At 32.9% G+C, this 19,256-nt stretch carries 19 protein-coding genes; 12 read left to right on the top strand and 7 right to left on the bottom strand.

Annotation, left to right across the window (positions count from 1 at the left end):
* From IPM51_07265 to IPM51_07225, 9 genes are all read left to right on the top strand, one after another.
* Window positions 1–690 (top strand): phage integrase SAM-like domain-containing protein, encoded by a 690-nt coding sequence (locus IPM51_07265; GenBank protein ID MBK9284106.1) that lies wholly within the window; start codon window positions 1–3, stop codon window positions 688–690.
* A complete protein-coding gene (locus IPM51_07260; GenBank protein ID MBK9284105.1) occupies window positions 675–1,118 on the top strand; it encodes an integrase catalytic domain-containing protein in 444 nt (147 codons plus the stop codon). Before IPM51_07265 ends, IPM51_07260 begins: the two co-directional genes overlap by 16 nt.
* Entirely contained in the window at window positions 1,115–2,098 is a 984-nt protein-coding gene (locus IPM51_07255; protein MBK9284104.1) for a hypothetical protein, read from the top strand. The genes IPM51_07260 and IPM51_07255 overlap by 4 nt, the downstream gene beginning before the upstream one ends.
* A gap of 121 nt (window positions 2,099–2,219) precedes the next feature.
* Complete coding sequence (locus tag IPM51_07250; GenBank protein ID MBK9284103.1) at window positions 2,220–2,576, top strand: helix-turn-helix domain-containing protein; 357 nt, start codon at window positions 2,220–2,222, stop codon at window positions 2,574–2,576.
* Entirely contained in the window at window positions 2,576–3,817 is a 1,242-nt protein-coding gene (locus IPM51_07245; protein MBK9284102.1) for a hypothetical protein, read from the top strand. The genes IPM51_07250 and IPM51_07245 overlap by 1 nt, the downstream gene beginning before the upstream one ends.
* Window positions 3,818–3,930: 113 nt before the next feature.
* On the top strand, window positions 3,931–4,824 hold the full coding sequence (locus IPM51_07240) for a hypothetical protein (protein MBK9284101.1): 894 nt from the start codon (window positions 3,931–3,933) through the stop codon (window positions 4,822–4,824).
* Window positions 4,825–5,018: 194 nt separating this feature from the next.
* Entirely contained in the window at window positions 5,019–5,369 is a 351-nt protein-coding gene (locus IPM51_07235) for a hypothetical protein (protein MBK9284100.1), read from the top strand.
* Window positions 5,362–5,595: a hypothetical protein gene (locus IPM51_07230; protein ID MBK9284099.1), complete on the top strand. Its 234-nt coding sequence runs from the start codon at window positions 5,362–5,364 to the stop codon at window positions 5,593–5,595. The genes IPM51_07235 and IPM51_07230 overlap by 8 nt, the downstream gene beginning before the upstream one ends.
* A gap of 122 nt (window positions 5,596–5,717) precedes the next feature.
* Entirely contained in the window at window positions 5,718–6,329 is a 612-nt protein-coding gene (locus IPM51_07225) for a recombinase family protein (GenBank protein MBK9284098.1), read from the top strand.
* A 95-nt stretch (window positions 6,330–6,424) separates the two neighbouring features.
* Here IPM51_07225 and IPM51_07220 read toward each other — a convergent pair whose 3' ends face one another.
* From IPM51_07220 to IPM51_07190, 7 genes are all read right to left on the bottom strand, one after another.
* Window positions 6,425–7,261, bottom strand: coding sequence for a hypothetical protein (locus IPM51_07220; GenBank protein MBK9284097.1), 837 nt, complete (start codon window positions 7,259–7,261; stop codon window positions 6,425–6,427).
* Between the two features lie 11 nt (window positions 7,262–7,272).
* Window positions 7,273–7,686, bottom strand: a complete 414-nt coding sequence (locus tag IPM51_07215; GenBank protein ID MBK9284096.1) for a hypothetical protein — start codon at window positions 7,684–7,686, stop codon at window positions 7,273–7,275.
* A 158-nt stretch (window positions 7,687–7,844) separates the two neighbouring features.
* Window positions 7,845–8,573, bottom strand: coding sequence for a hypothetical protein (locus IPM51_07210; GenBank protein MBK9284095.1), 729 nt, complete (start codon window positions 8,571–8,573; stop codon window positions 7,845–7,847).
* Window positions 8,574–8,622: 49 nt separating this feature from the next.
* Complete coding sequence (locus tag IPM51_07205; protein ID MBK9284094.1) at window positions 8,623–9,108, bottom strand: hypothetical protein; 486 nt, start codon at window positions 9,106–9,108, stop codon at window positions 8,623–8,625.
* 8 nt (window positions 9,109–9,116) lie between these two features.
* The gene (locus tag IPM51_07200) at window positions 9,117–11,570 is read right to left on the bottom strand and encodes an N-6 DNA methylase (GenBank protein MBK9284093.1); all 2,454 of its coding nucleotides are present in this window, start codon (window positions 11,568–11,570) and stop codon (window positions 9,117–9,119) included.
* A 5-nt stretch (window positions 11,571–11,575) separates the two neighbouring features.
* Window positions 11,576–14,131, bottom strand: coding sequence for a DEAD/DEAH box helicase family protein (locus IPM51_07195; GenBank protein MBK9284092.1), 2,556 nt, complete (start codon window positions 14,129–14,131; stop codon window positions 11,576–11,578).
* A 95-nt stretch (window positions 14,132–14,226) separates the two neighbouring features.
* Entirely contained in the window at window positions 14,227–14,592 is a 366-nt protein-coding gene (locus IPM51_07190) for a helix-turn-helix domain-containing protein (GenBank protein ID MBK9284091.1), read from the bottom strand.
* A 510-nt stretch (window positions 14,593–15,102) separates the two neighbouring features.
* Here IPM51_07190 and IPM51_07185 point away from each other — a divergent pair.
* The 3 genes from IPM51_07185 (at window position 15,103) to IPM51_07175 (ending at window position 19,255) form a co-directional block, all read left to right on the top strand.
* On the top strand, window positions 15,103–16,704 hold the full coding sequence (locus IPM51_07185; protein ID MBK9284090.1) for a tetratricopeptide repeat protein: 1,602 nt from the start codon (window positions 15,103–15,105) through the stop codon (window positions 16,702–16,704).
* 187 nt (window positions 16,705–16,891) lie between these two features.
* Window positions 16,892–18,388: a tetratricopeptide repeat protein gene (locus IPM51_07180; protein MBK9284089.1), complete on the top strand. Its 1,497-nt coding sequence runs from the start codon at window positions 16,892–16,894 to the stop codon at window positions 18,386–18,388.
* A 27-nt stretch (window positions 18,389–18,415) separates the two neighbouring features.
* On the top strand, window positions 18,416–19,255 hold the full coding sequence (locus IPM51_07175) for a prolyl oligopeptidase family serine peptidase (protein ID MBK9284088.1): 840 nt from the start codon (window positions 18,416–18,418) through the stop codon (window positions 19,253–19,255).
* Window position 19,256 lies beyond the last annotated feature (1 nt).

Below are 19,256 nucleotides of genomic sequence, written 5' to 3'. Positions count from 1 at the left end.
ATGGGAGTGCATTTAAGAAAAAAGAAAATAGCCAATGGCAAACAAAGTTTGTACTTGGATTTTTATCCTCCAATTAAAGGAGGTGATGGAAAGTTTACCCGCAGAGAATATCTTAACCGATATGTTTATGAAAAACCAAAAACCCAAGAGGAGAAACTGCACAACAAGGAGAATCTTGTTTTTGCAGAAGGTTTAAAAAACAGAAGAGAAAAAGATATACTTAATGAACAAGATGGTATTTTTAACTCGCAAAATAAAAAACGAGATTTTATAGACTTCTTTCAAGGCTTGTGTGAAAAGCGTAAAGAAAGTGATGGCAATTATGGTAATTGGTTGAGTGCATTACATTACTTAAAATCATTTACGAGCGGCAAGTGTAAAATGGGCGATTTAACAGAGGACTTTTGTAATAAGTTCAAAGAATACCTTTTACAAGCAAACCGATTGAATACAGTGAAAGGATTGCGTTTATCACAAAACTCTGCACTTAGTTACTTCAATAAATTTCGTTGTGCCATTAACGAAGCATTTGATGCCCGTTTGCTTAATGAAAATCCTTTACGTCATATTAAGGCAATTCCACAAAAAGAAACTAAGCGTGAATTTTTCACTCAAGAAGAGTTGCAACTTTTGGTAAAGACAGAATGTGATTTAGAAGCCTTAAAAAAGTCGCAATTTTTTCAGCCTTAACGGGGCTAAGGTGGTCTGATATTGAACGCTTAACGTGGGGTGATATACAAAAAACAGCAAGTGGTCATTTTCTTCACATTATTCAAAAGAAGACCGTTGACGTTATAATGCACCCAATAAGTGAAACCGCAGTTACACTTCTTGGTGAAAGAGGTAAACATTCAGAAAGAGTGTTTGAAGGGTTAAAGTATTCTGATAGCAATAATGATAAATTGAAAAGATGGATTTTGAAAGCGGGTATTAGCAAAAAAGCGAGCCTACATAACTTTAGGCATTCCTACGCGACCTTGCTTTTAAATAAAGGGGCAGACATCTTTACTGTTTCTAAGATGTTAGGGCATAAAAACATTAAAACAACAATGATTTACGCCAAAGTATTAACAGAAACAAAAATAAATGCTGCTAACTTAATTGATATTGAATTATGAAGCCAACAGAATATAATTTTCCAACAGTTGTAAGACACGTTTACGATGTTGATGCCTTTGAAACACTTGACAAACTAAAGGAAAAATATCTAAAAAATATTGATTTCGTCCCCGAACAATTAAAGGATTTAGAGTTTATTAAATTAGAAGAAGAACTTCTTATAAAACAATTTAAAGAAGATGATTTTGATTTAACTGAACACCAAAAACATAGGAATTTTATTATTCCTTCCAATTATAACATTTACTGCAGTTACTTGGGATATAAAATATTGACTATTGATATCTACAAAATAGAACCTTTACTATCCTATCAATCTGTGTTGTTTATGGGTAATTATTATGCTGAAAGGGATAATTTTATCGGACTGATAGAATTTGTTACATATGATTTTGTTAAAGCAAGACTCCTTCCTTTTGAGAGAAAAAGATTGGAAAAAATTGTTAATTGGCTTGAAAGAAATAGAGTGTTTATGATAAACAAGGCTTATGATGCATCTGAAGTGCCTATAACTAATGAAACTGAAGAAAAAGAAGTTAGTGAATCACAAAATTCAGAAGTTGAGATTGCAATTCAACCAATGGAAACAAAAGTGCGAGTAGTAAAAATGGATGCTCAGTTTGCCAAAATTCTTTCTGAAAAATTGAATTGTTTTTTTGAAGGTCAAGAACAACTATTATATAATTTGATTTTCAAGAATGAATTTACCGTCCCACTTGTTTTTAATGGTCAAGATAATCAATTAGCAGAATTATTTAAAAGGTTACGTTATAATGCTTTAATTGATGTTGCTTCTTATAAGGTGTTGGCTCAATGGATAACAGATTGTTATGTTACTATTGGAGATAATGGGAAGGCTGAATCATTAGTTTTTAGCACTATTCACGGAGTAATGAAGAATAGTGATAGGGAGCCACCTAAATCTAAGCGAATTTTGATTGAACTTGCCAAATATATTTTGCCACAAGATAGAAAATAATACCCCATAGAATAAAAAGTATGTCCCCATTATGTCCCCTTTATAAAAGGGAACATAATTGGGTTTTTACTATTGAGTTCATTTGCCTTGTATTTAATAATAACAATTAAAATCAAGACAAATGAACAAACAAGAAGTCACAGTAGCCGAGTTGCTACCGCAAATCTACCACCACATAAACGTGGTAGTCCGTTCCGCTGCCAAAGAAGCAATGGAACAATTATTAAAAGGCAAATCCTCTAATGAGCCTAATATGGACGAGGATTTCCTATCCGCTGAACAAACAGCATCTTTTCTTAAACTCAAACTGAACACAATTTACTCTAAGGCAGAAAAGGGGGATTTACCTTTTTACCGAAGCGGTAAACGTAAACTCCTTTTTTCAAAAAAGGAATTGGAGCAGTATGTTGCTAAAAGAAAAGTAAAAAGCCTTGACGAAATAAACGAGGAAGTAGAAACCTATAAAAGCAAGAAATAATGAGCGAAAAACAAAACGGGCTCGTTACGAACGATGCTATTAAAGAAAATGGTATTACTACCGAAGGATTGCAAAAAGAAGTTGAACGTGTAACCAACACATTGAATAAACCTTCTGACTTTTTAAAAAAAATAATTATGACCGCTGAAAAAATTAAAAAAATAAAAGAACGGGATATACAGTTTTCAAACCCTATTCTAAGGCAAAACGGTAACGCAATTATATTTCCTCATACCATCAATGTTATACAAGGTCAAGCGGGAGTACATAAAAGCCGATTAGCAGAATTTATTTGTGCTGCAATGTTGAAAATAAACGGCTGCAATAATGAATTATTAGGTTACAAACGTGAGAATTTTGATGCAAACAATACCGTAGTTTATGTTGATACTGAAAGGAATCAATCTGAACAGTTTCCTTTTGCTTTGCAGTCTATTCAAATGAAGGCGGGATATGAAAAACACGACCACCCATACAACTTTAAATATATTTCACTTTTAGAGATACCAAGAAAGGAGCGTTTTGGCGTATTGGACGAGTATTTAAAACTACTGAAGCAAGAAACGAAAAACCCTCTCTTTATTGTATTAGACGTATCAACTGATTGTATTGAGGATTTTAATAAGACTGATAAAAGTATGGAGTTAATTGACCTAATGAACGTGGCGATAAATGAACACGATGTTGTATTCCTTTGCCTCATTCACGAAAATCCTAAGAGTGAAAAAGCAAGAGGTCATTTTGGAACTGAGTTAATGAATAAGGCAAGTACAGTAATGCAAGTTTCCTATGAAAAGGATTCTAACAACAATGATACTGACTTAATAAAAATAAGGTATTTGAAATGCCGCAGTACCGCCCGACACATTCCCTTCTATGCCAAATATTCTGAAGAACAGAAAGGATTGATTTTAGCAGATGCTGACGACATACAAGTGGTTATGAATGGAAAAAAACAAAAGGCTGACCTAAATGTAGTCCGTGAGCATTTAGAAATGTATTTAGGTGATGGCTCACAAGTGTTAAGACGTGAACTGTTGGATAAATTGATGGAGGAATTGGGGGCTTCGGAAAAGACTTTAGAAGATAGGCTTAAAGAAATTTGCCAAACCAAAATGACACTGCAAGACCATAACGGTAAAGACTGCTACTTGGAAAAAGATAAGAGCAGTAAGGCAATAAAGTATTTTATTGCTCCTACGGATAATCAGACTGATGAGCAAGAAGAATCGGATAAATAATTTTAATAAAATCTTTGTAACTGTAAAAACCTTTGTAAGTGAATTTACAAACGTTGCATCATTGCAACCCCTTATATAGGCGGCTACAATTACAACCATTCAATTCATAACATATGACTGACATAAAATTAAAACTAAATAGCAAAAACCGTTTTAAGGTTGAAACTTGTCCGTGCGGCAAGAGTAATAAAGATGGGAAATTCGTACCGTTTGAGAATTGTGTCAAATTTGGCTATTGCCATTCGTGTTCAGAAACATTTCTACCAAACCTTCAATCAAAATCAGATTTTATTTATAACGTACCCGAACGGAAGGAAGTAAAAATTCAATTCATACCTTCTCACTATCTACCACAAAGTCTTAAAAAGAACCGAGCAAACAATTTAGTAAGTTTCCTAAAGCAGCAATTCGGAAATGAAGTTACAGATGGGCTGATTGATTTATACAAAATTGGCAGTTCTAAGCAATGGTATGGTGCTAACGTGTTTTGGTATATTGATTACATCAATAATGTAAGAACGGGCAAAATAATGCTTTATAACAAACATAATGGCAAGCGTATTAAAGAACCGTACAATCACATCACTTGGGTACATAACAAATTAAACATACCTAACGAGAACATTAGTAAATGTTTGTTTGGAGAGCATTTGCTTAATCTATACCCCAACAAGCCGATTGCACTTGTTGAAAGCGAAAAAACCGCAATTATCGCAAGCATATTTTTTCCAAACTTTATTTGGATGGCAACGGGTGGTATCAGTAATCTTACTTATGATAAAATTAAAGCATTAAAAGGACGAGGTGTAGTTTTATTTCCCGACTTAGGTGCATATAATTTATGGTTTGATAAAGCGAAGTATTTTAACTCTATTTTCAATATTACGGTTTCAGATTATTTAGAAAAAAATGCTTCGGCACAAGACAAAGAACAAAAGTATGACCTTGCCGATTATCTTCTTTCACTTGATAAAAACCGTTTTTTCGGTATTGATGATACAACGTAATGCATATTTCAAAAATATAAATGCGTTTTATTACATATGTAAAGCGTATAAATACGAATGTTAATCGTATGTTAAAAACATTTAAGTGCATTTAAATTGTATTAAAACACATTAACTCACATTTTTCATATTTCGCTAATTTGCTTCATTGACAAGCATTACAACACAAACTATATTTGTATAAAAAACAAATAATGATAAGAAAAGATTTACTGACGGGCGAAACATTTTCTCCAAAAAGAATCAATCAAGTTTTTGCCAATTCTGCTAACCGAATTACGTATCACAATAAAAAGGCAAATGAATTAAGGCATAGTTCGGCTTTTATAAATAAGCCGTTACATATTAACCATAGAATATGCAATGAAATTATGATAGGAAAAAAAGAAGCGGTATTTCACAAGCAGTTTCTTTTGGGCAAAGGTTTTAATTTCACCGTTCATAATCACGTTAACGTACACGATGGTAAAAATCATTACGCCATATATCAATATACGGTAGTTTATTTAGGTAACGAACAAATAAAAATTATTAAAAATGATTGATTTTACAACCATACAAGCGAACCCAATTCCACCACCAATAATTGAATTACAAGCCGCAAATTCTGCGCTTCAAGGCAAAAACAAGGCGCTAAATGCAATACTTATTGTAGGTGGTGTTTTGTTAGGGATGTTTATTGCAGATAAAGTTATAACATACATAAAAGAAGAAAATGAACGAAAAAATAAAAACAAATTTCCAAGAGTTCAAGCAAGTAGTAGAGAGTAATAAAGCACTCAAAACGGCAGTTTACGTTGGGATAGGCGTATTATCACTATATCTGCTTGGAAAAGCATTTAAAGGTTTGGCATCAACAGTAAGAGGGTTTAACGAATTAAAATCAGCAATCAATGGAAAATAATGAAACAGTAACACAAGCAAAAAAGGTAGCAATATATTGCAGAGTATCTTCCAATAAGCAAACGAACGAAAATCAATTAACAAAACTGTTGCAATATGCGACAGATAAACTGTACAAATTTGACTTATTTGAAGAAGTTGAAAGCACACGTAAAACAAGACCAATCAAGCAAGACTTGTTGAATAGGGTTAGAAAAGGAGAATACTCTGCCATTGTGGTATTTAAACTTGATCGCTTTGCTCGTTCAATGTCTGAATTGATAAATGATGTTGAGGAATTAGTAAAAAGGAAAGTTGGATTTGTTTCCATAAGTGAAAATTTAGATTTCTCAACTGCTGCGGGAGAATTGCAATTTCACATCTTATCTGCATTTTCACAATTTGAACGAAGTATTATTAGAGATAGAACAATAGAGGGAATTGCAAGGGCTAAGGCTAAAGGTAAATTGCTTGGCAGACCGAAAGGAAGAAAGGATAGTAATCCAAGACCTACAAGTGGTTATGTTATGCGTGAGGCTAACAAACGAAAAAAGTTAGCCGAAGGTAATGGTGTTTTTCAATCGCTAGAGTCGTATATCAAAAATACTCCCCCAAATAAATAGGATGCATCAAAATACCCTATAAACCCACTCAACCTCCCCCCGAAATACAGTATCAAAAAACCGAACGATAGTTTGGTTATTAAATTAAATGTTTATTAAAGTTTTTCTTGATAAATTCTTTCATAGCAATTTTTAAGCGACTTTTCAATATTATCAAGTTTGCTCAAAAATGATTCAGTATCTATTTTAACATTCATAATTACATCAAGTGCTGACTGATTATGACGTGAACTTATTTCGCAGAAAGGATGCCCGTGTGCTTTTATATTAAGATTTAAAATCGGCATATGAAATGACTTTTCAAATGGCATAATGTTGGAAATAGCACCCCCGCTGAAAACTGTTTGTTGAAACAAAGTTGTTATTGAAATTATATAAGTGTCGTTATTTTGTTGACTTGAATTTAATAAATCATAATCCACTAAATTACGAGAGTATTCTGTGAGAATCATTCTATAAGAATGATAATTGGCACTCAACTTTATATTAAACTCCTCATAAAACTTATTATAACGTTCCATTTCTGCTTCTACCACAGACAAAGTATTGTATATTTCTCGTGTACGTTTAAGATTATTTTCACCGTGTTTAGACTTGAAGTATTCTGACACTATATTCCTATCTAATGATTTAACAAACTCAAGGTTTTTAAATATAAAAAGGGAAGGAGAAACATTTTCGTATTTTACAACGACAGACTTCAAATCTTTTATATCGCCAATTTGATTCTTTAACGGCTCTCTTAATGCTGTAATTTCAAAATCAAATGATGTTCCAATTTTTTGCTTTTTCTTCCACTCACGAATCCACGATGCTGATTCTGATAAGGTAAAACCAACAACGACACCGCCTAAAGACAACAACAAGTCTTTCCAAATTGGCGAATTTTCACCAACGAATGTTTCTATTTCATTATATTCAATTATTGGCATTGAAGGATTTATTATAATTTATTTAAAAGATTGGGTGGTATGTGTTGGAAACTTACGATTGTTCCAAGTTTTTTTAAAGATTGTTCAAATTGAATTGGTTGCGGCTTATCTATTATTGTATGAATACCTTGCATTGTCCAATCAAAGCCTATGTCCATTTTTACAATATCTTCAGCTTTTATTGAGTAAACTACTATATCATTATGCATATCTCTAAGTGTACTTTTCCATCCTTCCAATTTGGCATAAGGACAAAGGCATATAAAAGCGTCTTTGCGAGGAGCAAAAGATAGATATTGAAAATCGGGGTATTTATTTGGCAGTAATCCTTCTAAATCAATTTTAACAGAATTTTCCAATGATGTTGTATGATAAAAATTCTCATATCCTAATAATAACCTAATAGTGTCATTTTCTAATTCCATAAAATTATATCTTTTACCATTTACATTTAATTACTTTTTCTCAACCGCCTCAATCGCTATATCAGCCATCATATTAAGCCAATCAATTATCTCTTGAACTTCTGCATCTGTTAAACCAATTGCGTCTTGCTCTAAAACATCCCTTGCATCTTTAACTGTCATTTTAATTTTAACAGTTTAATATATTGCTCATTATTTATTTCTCTTGCACTCGCAACTTGCCCCTTAATCCACAAAAGTTTATCTACAACTCTTAACTCAAACGCTTTTTTATTATTTGTAAAATAATAATGTGCCTCTGTTCCATCAAATTTCTCTAATATATTATTGGCTTTAGCAAAATGCTTTTGTTTTTTTACTTGGCTTAACAATTCTTCAAAACAGCGATAATAGCCATTGTAACTTTCTAAATCTTTTCTTTGAACCAACTTGCTTTCAGCAACAATTTTCCAAAGTGAAGCCTTAGCAAGGGTATCATATAGTGCAAAAACACTTGGGTTCACTAAAAAGGCTATTTTACTTAAAAGCGATTTTGTTTCTTTTACTGTAACGCTTCCTTTACTTTTGAGTTTAGCACTTGTGTTATCAATGATTGTAATATCCGCATTGCTACGTTTAACTTCTGCAAAAAAACCCATTTTAACCAAATCATCTAAAAATTTATCAACGGTTTGATATTTTGAGTTTAGATTTCTTCGTATTGAATACTCTTTTAAAAAAACTTCAAAAATGGTTCGGTTAAAAAAGTTTTTTAATTCTTTATCCTTGCAGATTATGTCAATTTTAGTAAAATACTTGTTATAATGGAACTCCGTTCTATTCCACCAATAAATTGCTTCAATGGTAGCATCTTCAATTTCTTTTGCTGTGACTTTAAATTCGCTCATTTATTATTTATTGGGCTTTTTTAATCAAAAGCCTATTTTATGAAGTATGTTAAACGAATGGATAAATAGTTTTCGCCAAGTGAATATAAATTTTGTAATCTATTGAAATTCTTATACTCGTAGGAAGAAGAACCCAATTTGGATGCTGTTCATTTACATTACATCTATAGTATAATGTAACTAATTTATTTTGGTCGGGAAAAGATTGTCCACTGTTTTGTAAATTATCTAACTCATACGTTGTTAAGGAACTAACTTCTATTTTAGCCGCTATTGTTAACGGTATGTTTTTGGGGCAATATCCATTTATACTTGAGCTGATGTCTTGTCCATTATATAAAGATGCGTATTCCCAAAATAATTGCGTATATCCTTTCTGCGAAAAATAATTGAATATTTCTGTATCAATTTCATCTCCGTCATCAATGTTGTAATTCGGGTAGTAATCCCTTAAATAAATAATTTTATATCTTAATACCCCACCATCTCGGCTTAAGTTCAAATTATAACTTAATATTCTTATTATTTTATTCATATTATTTTTTACGCCTCCACTTCCTCCTTTACACCCCAAACCTCATTTATTTTATCCTTTATCTTTTGCTCAAAAATGGTAATGAGTTGTTTGTTTGCTAAAACTAATTGTTGTTCTGACTCAATTATTTCAACAACTTGTTTCTGTTCTTCTTTGCTTGGAAGTGGGATTAGAACTTCTTTGATTTCTTTTAAATGCAAATTTGGAACACCAACACCCTTTAGTCTTTCATTAAATTGCTTTTTACACTGTGTTGAGTTAATGCAATGTAAAAGATATTTTGGTAATAATTTGTGTGATGGTCTTAGTAATGCTAAACTGACGTAAATATCAAAGGTAATATCTCTATCAACTAAAGCAGCAACACCCGTTGTTCCGTTTTTAGCAAGCAAGACATCGTTTAATTTAGGTGAAACTCGTTTTTGCATTTGAATATGCTGCTTTTCATCAATGTATTTTATTTTATCCCAATCAATTTTACCACTTGTAACATTTTTTGATGAAAGAAAAACAACTCCCTTATCAAAATAAGTTGGAGTGTGATGTGTACCGTCAGTTATTTTTTCGCAAACATCCCCCAACTCCACCATTTCCCATTCGGGTTTGATTGTAATGGTAGGTTTGTAATTATCAAGCACCATTTTTGCGCCTTCAATAATTTTTTTATAGCCTTCAATTTCTTTAACTATCTGATCTTGTATTTCAAGAGGTGGGAGTGGGATTTCCCAATTATCAAAGTTCTTAGGATAAATATGTGGCTGTCCACCTCCTTCTTGCATTTCATATATTTCAAGTTGCTTGCTTTTTAAAATATGAAACAAATATTTATCACTTAATATTTCTTTGTTTTTAGATGCGATGGTGAAGCAATCGGAAGCAAATATTGGATAGTTATGATATGCCACAAATCCCGAATAAGCACCCGAAGAACTAATAGTTATTGCGCCCGCTTCTCTATTTATTTTATTGTGATAATAAGCGGGCTGCTGACCTCCCGCAATTACGGGAACATCTCCTTCGGTAACATCTTTTTTTGTAATAGATGTGCCTCTTTTAAAATCTACTACTTCACTTATTTTAACAATTTCAAATTCTGTTAGTGTTGCTTTTCCTTCTATATACCTATCCCCACTTAGAACGATATCATTATTTATTAATACTTTTTCTTTTTCAACTAAAGTACAAATACTACTATATTTTTCTTCATCAAATGCTTTGCCCGAACTAATGCTTGCTTTATAAACATTAAAGGCTTCTAATGCTAACGGCAAATCGTTTTTATCGTGTTCTCTGCGCTGCGCCCCTAAATCAAAGCCATCGTTACTTACTTTAATAAAAAGGATATGATTGCTTTTTTTAATCAAACCTTTATCCAACATCAATATACTTGTTTTAACACCACTGTAAGGCTGAAAACAACCTGCGGGCAAAGAAACAACTGCAATTAAACTATCATCAACTAACAACTTACGTAATTGCTTATAAGCAGTTTGGGATGTTGCTACAATACCATTTGGCACAACAATACCCGCTCGTCCGTTTTTATTTAAGTGTTCGGCAATGTAATCGGTAAACAAAACTTCGGCTTTGTTGGCTTGTACTCCAAATTTTTTGTGCGGGCGTATTCCTCCCTTTGGTGTCATAAATGGCGGGTTCGCCAATATCACATCAAATGTTTCTTCCCACCTATCTTCACTGCTCAATGTATCGTATTCAAAAATTTTGGGTGTGGTAAAGCCGTGTAAATACATATTTACCAAACTCAATCGCACCATATCGGGGCTAATATCATAACCTACAAAATTCTCTGCTAATTTTTTGCGTTGGTCGGGTGTTAGTTTATCTCCCAAACGCTTATCAGTATTCTGTTTTAAAATATGTTTGTATGCACTCAATAAAAAACCCGCAGTACCACAAGCGGGGTCTGCTACAGTTTCGTTTTTTTGTGGGTTTAAACACGCAGCAATAAAATCAATGATATGGCGAGGTGTTCTAAACTGCCCCGCATCGCCTTGACTGCCCATTACGCTTAACAAGTATTCAAACGCATCGCCTAATTTTTCGCTATGGCTATACTCAAACTCGTTAATATGCTTTAAAAACATTTTTAAAGTAGCGGGGTCTTTGTATGGTAAATACGCATTTTTAAAAATGTTGCGGAAAAATTCGGGTATGTTAGGATTGGTTTGTAGTTTCTCTAACGCTTCGCTATACAACTCTTGCATATCCTTACCACTCAAAGATGGGTCAAAGAGTTTTCTCCAACCAAACTTTGCAAAATCGCCCGTAAAGAATTTGGCTTTACCTTTAAATTTTTCAACTGCCTCTCTATCCATATCATCCATAAATTTATAGATAAGGGCAAGAGTAATTTGTTCTATTTGGCTTTTAGGGTCGGGTACTTTACCAACTAATACATCACGGCAATCATTTATATCCTTCTTTGTTTTATCGTCAAGCATAGTTTCTAAGCGTTAGCAAATTTGTCTAATGGTAAATATGTTTTTATGTAATAGGGTATTGTTTCACGCATTTTATCATCAACCCTACTAAAGTCCTCAATAGGCAAAGTAGCGTTATGATATAACTCGGTGTAATCTTGCGTATCAATAATTGTTCTGACGGTTGGGTCGGTTAGATAAGCGAAAAAGAAATAACGTAGGGCTTCAATGTCTTTTATATCGCCAACATCAACAGTAGAAATGAATTTATCAAATTCTTCGGTTATAGTTTCCTCTTTGCCTTTAATGGTGTTGCCATAAAAAATTTGTTCTAAAATTTCTCTCAATGATACTTTTCTATCAATCTTCAAAGCCTTACGCAGTTTATCAACGGTAAAAAATTCAGAAGGTTTGTTTAAGTATTTATCAAGCGTTAAGCCCATTGCAGACTCAATGTTACCCGCATCAATAGCCTTTAAAATATCAACATCTTGCTTAACTGTATCTTCAAACTGTTGGAAGAACATTCTATCTACTTTCATTCCTTCAAAGCCAATGTGTGTTTCTTGAAAGGTTGAAATAAAATCATTTTCCTTGTAATCAAAGCCATCTTTTTTAGGAGTAGGCTCTACATAAGGCGGTGGTTCGGCAGATGGTTCTTTAGGATTAGGAAGTTTTAATACTTGGTCGTATTTATATTTTTCTTCAAAAAATTCACACACTGCAAAGAAGTCAAACAACTTAAAAGTTTCTTTTTTCGCTGCAATCACATCATCTTCGCCCATATCGTTCTTTGCCTTGCACTCAAAAGTGTGTATTCGTGTTCCACGTCCTTTTATCTGAATAAATTCGGTAGGAGAAAAGATTGGACGCATTAAGGCAAGGTTTAAAATGTTAGGACAATCCCAACCCGTTGTCATCATACCAACAGTAACACAAATTCTTGCTTTACTTGTTTTGTAATTGCTTAATATATCATCGTTGCTACCCCATTGGCTAAAACCAAGTAATTTATCATTACTAAAATCAACTGTCATTTGCTGACTATCGGGTATTACTGATGTAACTTGAACCGCAAAATCGCTTTTGTATTTACCCGACCATTTTTTATCGGCATACTCATTCAATAACTGTGTAATTTTTGCAGCGTGTTTTTGGCTAACTGCAAAAACTAAACTCTTTCCAAACTCTTTGCTAATGGGGTCTAACAAACCATTATCTAAAAACGATTGAACAAACACACGGTTGGTTTCGTCAGAAAAAAACTTGCGTTCAAAATTGCGTTGCTTGTAAACAACTTCTTCTGATACTTCTTCGCCCTCGTTATTGGTAAGGTTTACCAACACACTATAACCTTCCTCTGAAAGAAGTTTGGTAGTAACGTCTGTTCTTGCATCAACAACTGTTGGTTGAACAAGAATTTTATCCTTTGCACCATCAACAAGCGTATAGCGGAATGTAGGTGTACCTTGTTCACAACCAAAAGTGGTGTAGGTATCTAACAACATTCTGCGTTCTAACTCTCTTGGGTCGTCATAATTTTCGGTATCTAAGTTTTTAAGATAGTCCTTTGGAGTAGCCGTTAAACCCAATTTATAACCCAAGAAGTATTCAAACAAGGCTCTGCTATTACCACCGCCTAATAAGCGATGTGCTTCGTCTGAAATCAGTAAATCAAAATCGGTAGGCGAAAAATACTTTTTGTATTTATTGTTTACTAACAATGATTGTATTGTTGTAACTACAATTTCAGCCTTTCGCCAATCACTTTTGTTTTCTTTATATACAACGGTTGAAATATCGTTTTTCAAATATGTATTAAAATCTTTACGGGCTTGTTCTTCTAATTCAAGCCTATCCACCAAAAACAATACCCTACGAGCATTGCCCGTTTTGTAAAATAATTTAATGGCAGCAGCAGCCGTTAGGGTCTTACCCGTACCCGTTGCCATTTCCAATAAGAAACGCTTTTTACCTTCCTTAACTTTTGCTTGAATACTCTTAACTGCATTGATTTGATAGTAGCGTAAAAAACGAAGTTTGTGAGTTTTAATAAACTCCCCTTTTTTTGCTTCATTATGGTATTCGGGAAAATCGTTATAGTTTGGTAACTGTGTTAAGGCAACGAAATCCTCGTTTATAGGCTCGTTAACGAGTTTTTCGCTATCGGGCTGATATGATTTATAGGACTGTAAAGAAGTAAGCGTAGGAAAGGCTGTAATGCGTTCGGGATTGCCTTGTTCCAAGTTCCACAAGTAATGTACATTACCATTTGAAAGAATGATGTACTGTGCTTTTTGAGCGATTGCATATTTTCGGGCTTGTTCCTTTGCAAATAATGGCTCTATTTTTTCGCTCTTGGCTTCCAACACCACCAAAGGGTTTTGAAATTCGTCAAGCAATAGGAAGTCAATGAAACCACCTTTTATTTTCTCAAAATCTTCTCCTAAATCATCAAACTTTATATGGCTTTCTAAGTGTATGTTGGCTTTACCATCATTAGTATCAAAAAATCGCCAACCCGCTTCTTCAAGCAGTTTATTTATTTTTATACGGGCTTTAGCCTCTAAATCATTGGACATCTTTTTGCTAAATAAATCGGATTAAATATGACGAAATATAAGCAAAAAAGTGATATACTTCGCAATAGTATTCAATAGGCTGATATAGTGGAATGTTAGAATGTTTTTTTGCCTTTTTGTTCTCGTTTTTCTTTCCAATCTTCATACATCATATCAATAACAGTAGGCTTTCCTTCCTTTAACCATTTTTCTAACGCTTTGCGGCTGAATACTAAAGGGCGACCACGTCCAAGTGTTGGAATTTCATTACGACTTACTTTAGAATAAATACTTGCAACTTTAAATCCCGTAAGTTCTGCTGCTTCGTGTACGTTTATTGTGTCGGTCTTTATCTTTTCATAAGGAGTAATTTTATCGTCCTCTATTTCTTTCAAAACTTTAGAAATAGTTTCTTCTAAAATTCCTTTACAAAGTGTTTTAAATTCTTCAACTGTTAAGTGCATTAGATATTTTTGTTCCATAGTATTTAATGTTTTTTAATACGAATAAACAATAAATCAGAAAACAAATTGTATTTTTATACAACAATAATGCGATACTAATTTTACATCAAAATTGAAGTGTGATTAAGTATGATGTAGTATGGGGGGATTATATGGTTTTTGTATCTAAATTGTACCTCAATCCTCTGAAAGCACTGATAAACAAAGGATGTTATTTAATGTATCGGGAAGTAATACTCGAACAAGGATATTTTCTATCCTTTTTATAAATACTAAAAATCATCTCCAATTTCTTAAATTATTAGTAACACAGATTGCAAATCCGTGTGAGCGGGAATGAATTTGGACTTGGATTCCCCATCGCCCTATTCTAAGGAGGCAGAAAAGGAATTAGATGAAATGTTAGGTATGTGATATTAACTTATTTAAACAAGATTTTATTACAAAGATTTATTATTGTATTTTCAAGGTGACGGAATCATCAAATCTAAACAAACTCAAGCACTGAAATTCCATTATAAAATATTTATGCTATTTGTTTTCGTGTTGGTAAACCAAATTAATGGTCAAAATCAAGTTTGCGATAGCTTAAATATTGAACTGAAAAAAGCTGTACATGATTCGGATAAATGTCGTTTATTATCTTTATTAGTGGAATTAGATGAAGATGAAGAAAAGTGGGTGATGAATAACGAAATTTTATTTGAAATAGCAGCGAATAAACTAAAGACTATTAAAAACGATAAAGTTCAGGAGAAATTATACAAGGGTTATTTTGCCAATGCATTAAATAATAAAGGATTCTATTATCGAACCAAAGGTGATTTGAAGTTAGCCAAGGATTATTTTCAGAAAAGCATAAAAATTCAATTTGAAATTCAGGACAAAAAAGGTATTGCCGCTAATTACAATAATATAGCCAGTATACTTCTCACCAACGGAGAAAATATGAAGGCTATGGCTTTTTTAGAAAAAAGTATAGCCATTAAAAAAGAAATTGGCGACTTGAAAGGGATGGCAAATTCTCTTTTAAATTTGGCATCTATATATGATGATTTAGGTCAAATTCCCAAAGCTATAGAAATGCTTGATCAATCATTAAAGATTTATGAAAGTCTTAATGACTTACCGGGTACAGCGCGTGTATTAAATAATTTGGGCGCGATGCACAAAGGACAAGATCAATTAAACAAAGCCTTAGATTGTTTTGAAAAATGTGTAGCAATCCGAACAAAAATTAAAGATAAACGAGGCGTAGCCTGGACTTATGCCAATATAGGATCTGTTTATTATGGTTTGAAACAAATGGATAAGGCGAAAGAATATGCCGATAAAAGTTTGAAACTTAAACTTGAATTAAATGATGAAGAAGGAATTGCGCTTTCTTATGATATTTCCGCTACGATGAAGAGTGACGAAAAACGTTACGATGAAGCACTGCTAGATTTTGAAAAGTGTTTAAATATTATGGAGCGTTTAGGAAATAAGCAAGTAATAGCAATTACCAATAATAAAATTGGCGCTTTATATTACATTTTAAAGTCTTATTCCAAAGCAAAATATTATTGTACCAAAAGTTTAGAATTAGGTAAAGAGCTTGGACAGCCGGAACGAATTGCTAATGCAGCACATCAACTTTATTTAATTGAAAAAATGATGGGACAACCTAAAAAGGCATTAGAACATTATGAGCAGTATGTGAGAATGAGTGATTCCGTTTCAAACGAAATTACAAAAAGGGCATCCATTAAATCTCAACTAAAATACGAATACGAAAAACAAGCCGCAGCCGATTCGGTAGCCCATGCCAAAGAAAGTGAAGTAAAAAATGCTGAGCTAGCTAAACAAAGCGCAGAAATAAAAGCCAAAAAAAATCAACAGTACGCTTTATTTGGCGGATTGGCATTAGTGATGATTTTTGCCGGATTTATGTATAATCGATTTAAAATAACTCAAAAGCAGAAATTGATTATAGAAATGCAAAAATTAGAGGTGGAAGATCAAAAGTTGTTGGTTGAAGAAAAACAAAAGGAAGTATTGGATTCCATACGTTATGCCCAAAGGATTCAACAAGCTCACATACCTTCAGATAGAATGATTTTAAGATTTATTCAAAGAACAAAAATGTGAAAATATTGAAATGTCAGTATCTCTGTTTATATATTTTTATAATAGGATAAATAAAAACGCGATGAAGAAGATCTGTTTCGGTTTTGTTATTCTCTTTCTTATTTTATTTTGTTCATTTAATCTAGCGGCCCAAACTTATAAAATTGATTCACTTAAAACAATTCTTAAAAGTAATAAACATGATACTTTGAAATTATATTCTCTCGGCCTATTGAGTGAAAATGCGCCGGATGGTGAATGGCAGGAATTTTCTAAAGAACTTATACGATTTTCTGAGGAGAAAAGTGTTAAAGTAATTGGCCGTGAATTGTTTTTATATAGAAGCGGACATGCTTTGGGATTACACAACCTGGCTTATTCACTTTTTGAAGTAGGAGATTACGAAAATGCCATTCCAATATTTGAGCAGAGTTTAAAGATAAGATTAGAGTTGAAGTTGGATGTAGAAATCGGACTTTCTTATTTCAATATAGCCAATTGTTATGATAAAATGAAGAACAATGTAACTGCTTTGAAAATGTATGTTTTAGCATTGGAATATTTAACAAAGACCAACGAACCTACATTCACCGCCGGATGTATGAATAACATGGCTGTAATTTATTCTAATATGGGTAATATTTCAAAGGCAATAGAATATTATGAAAGATCACTCAAATATGAGGAAGCATTGGGAAACAAGATTGGAATTTCATCCACCTTAGGCAATATAGGATTGATTTATCAGGAACAGGGCGAAACAGAAACGGCACTGAAATATTTGAAAAAAAGTTTAAAAATTGCATTAGATATGAAAGATTCGTCAGCTATTGTTATAGGTTATAATAATTTAGGCTATGTATTTAAGAAAAATTCAAATTACGAAGATGCCTTACTTTACTATAATAAGTCCTTAGAAATAGCCAAAAGATTGAAGATTAAAGAAAGCATTGCCGGAACCTTGAACAATATAGGTGTTTTAATGATCAACATGCAAGAACATGACAAAGCTCTGGATTACTTGAATCAATCCTTAAAGATAAGGGAAGAAATGAATGATAGAAACGGAATTGCAGTTTGTAAGAACAACATGGGTAAGATCTATTTAAAAAGGCGAGAATTCAATAAAGTAATAAATTTGAATTCAGAAGTTTTAGAAATTGGAAGGGCAATTCATGTCCCTTTACTTTTGCGAAACGCTTCTTTCTCTTTGTATGAGTCCTATAAGGGTAAAGGTGATTTTAAAAAGGCAGCGGATGCTTATGAAACTTATATTAAGATGAAAGATAGTATACAGAATGAAGGTACAAGAAAAGCTTCTATCAAGTCTCAACTAAACTACGAATATGAAAAACAAGCCGCAGCCGATTCGGTAGCCCATGCCAAAGAAAGTGAAGTAAAAAATGCTGAGCTAGCTAAACAAAGCGCAGAAATTAAAGCCAAAAAAAATCAACAGTACGCTTTATTTGGCGGATTGGCATTAGTTATGATTTTTGCCGGATTTATGTATAATCGTTTTAAAATAACTCAAAAGCAGAAATTGATTATAGAAACCCAAAAGGAATTGGTTGAAGTGCAGAAAAAAATAGTAGAAGAAAAACAAAAAGAAATTATCGATTCTATCACCTATGCGCAACGCATTCAAAAAGCACAATTGCCTAATGATAATTTCATAGCCAAAAATTTGAAAAGACTTAATTCATAATTCTTTTACATTTTTTAATTGATAAAAATGATTCAAATGAAATCCAATATTATTCTTAATTCAAAACACGGTAAACCAATTACCGTTGATCTTTTTTACAAGAATAATTCAAAACCAAAACCAATTGTGGTTTTCGCTCACGGCTTTAAGGGATTTAAAGATTGGGGACATTTTAATAAAATGGGAGAAATTTTTGCTGAAGCCGATTTTGTTTTTGTAAAATTTAATTTTTCACATAACGGCACAACGCAAAGTGACCCGGAAAACTTTACGGATTTAGAAGCTTTTGGACAAAACAATTTTATTAAAGAATTAGAAGATTTACAAAGTGTAATTGATTGGACGCTTTCTTGTACTGAGTTAAAGGGAGAACTAAATACTGAACAATTATCTTTAATTGGCCATAGTAGAGGAGGGGGGATCTGCATTTTAAAAGCCGCCGAAGATCAAAGAGTAAAAAAATTAATTACCTGGGCTTCGGTAAGTTCATTTATTGGTCGCCATAAACAAAAAACGATAGAAACATGGAAAAAGGATGGAGTAGTTTATGCCATTAATGGCCGAACAAAGCAAAGTATGCCTATGTATTATCAGTTTTATGAAACAATATTGAATAATAAGGAAAGATTAAACATCAATCATGCGGTAAAAAAATTAGAAATTCCATTTTTGATTGTACATGGTACAAATGATGAAGCGGTTCCCTTTCACGAATCGGAAGAATTAAGAATGAGTGCTAAATGCGGGAGACACCTAGTAATAGAAGACGCCGATCATACTTTTGGCGTAAAACATCCATTTAACGGCATACTCCATAAAGATGCTGATAATGTGATTCAAGAAACAATACGTTTTTTACAGAATTAAT

It is taken from the genome of Sphingobacteriaceae bacterium (assembly GCA_016715905.1).
Classification (GTDB): domain Bacteria; phylum Bacteroidota; class Bacteroidia; order B-17B0; family Aurantibacillaceae; genus Aurantibacillus.
The sequence above is the reverse complement of the archived record's forward strand: the minus strand, read 5'-3'. Positions and strand labels throughout refer to the sequence as shown.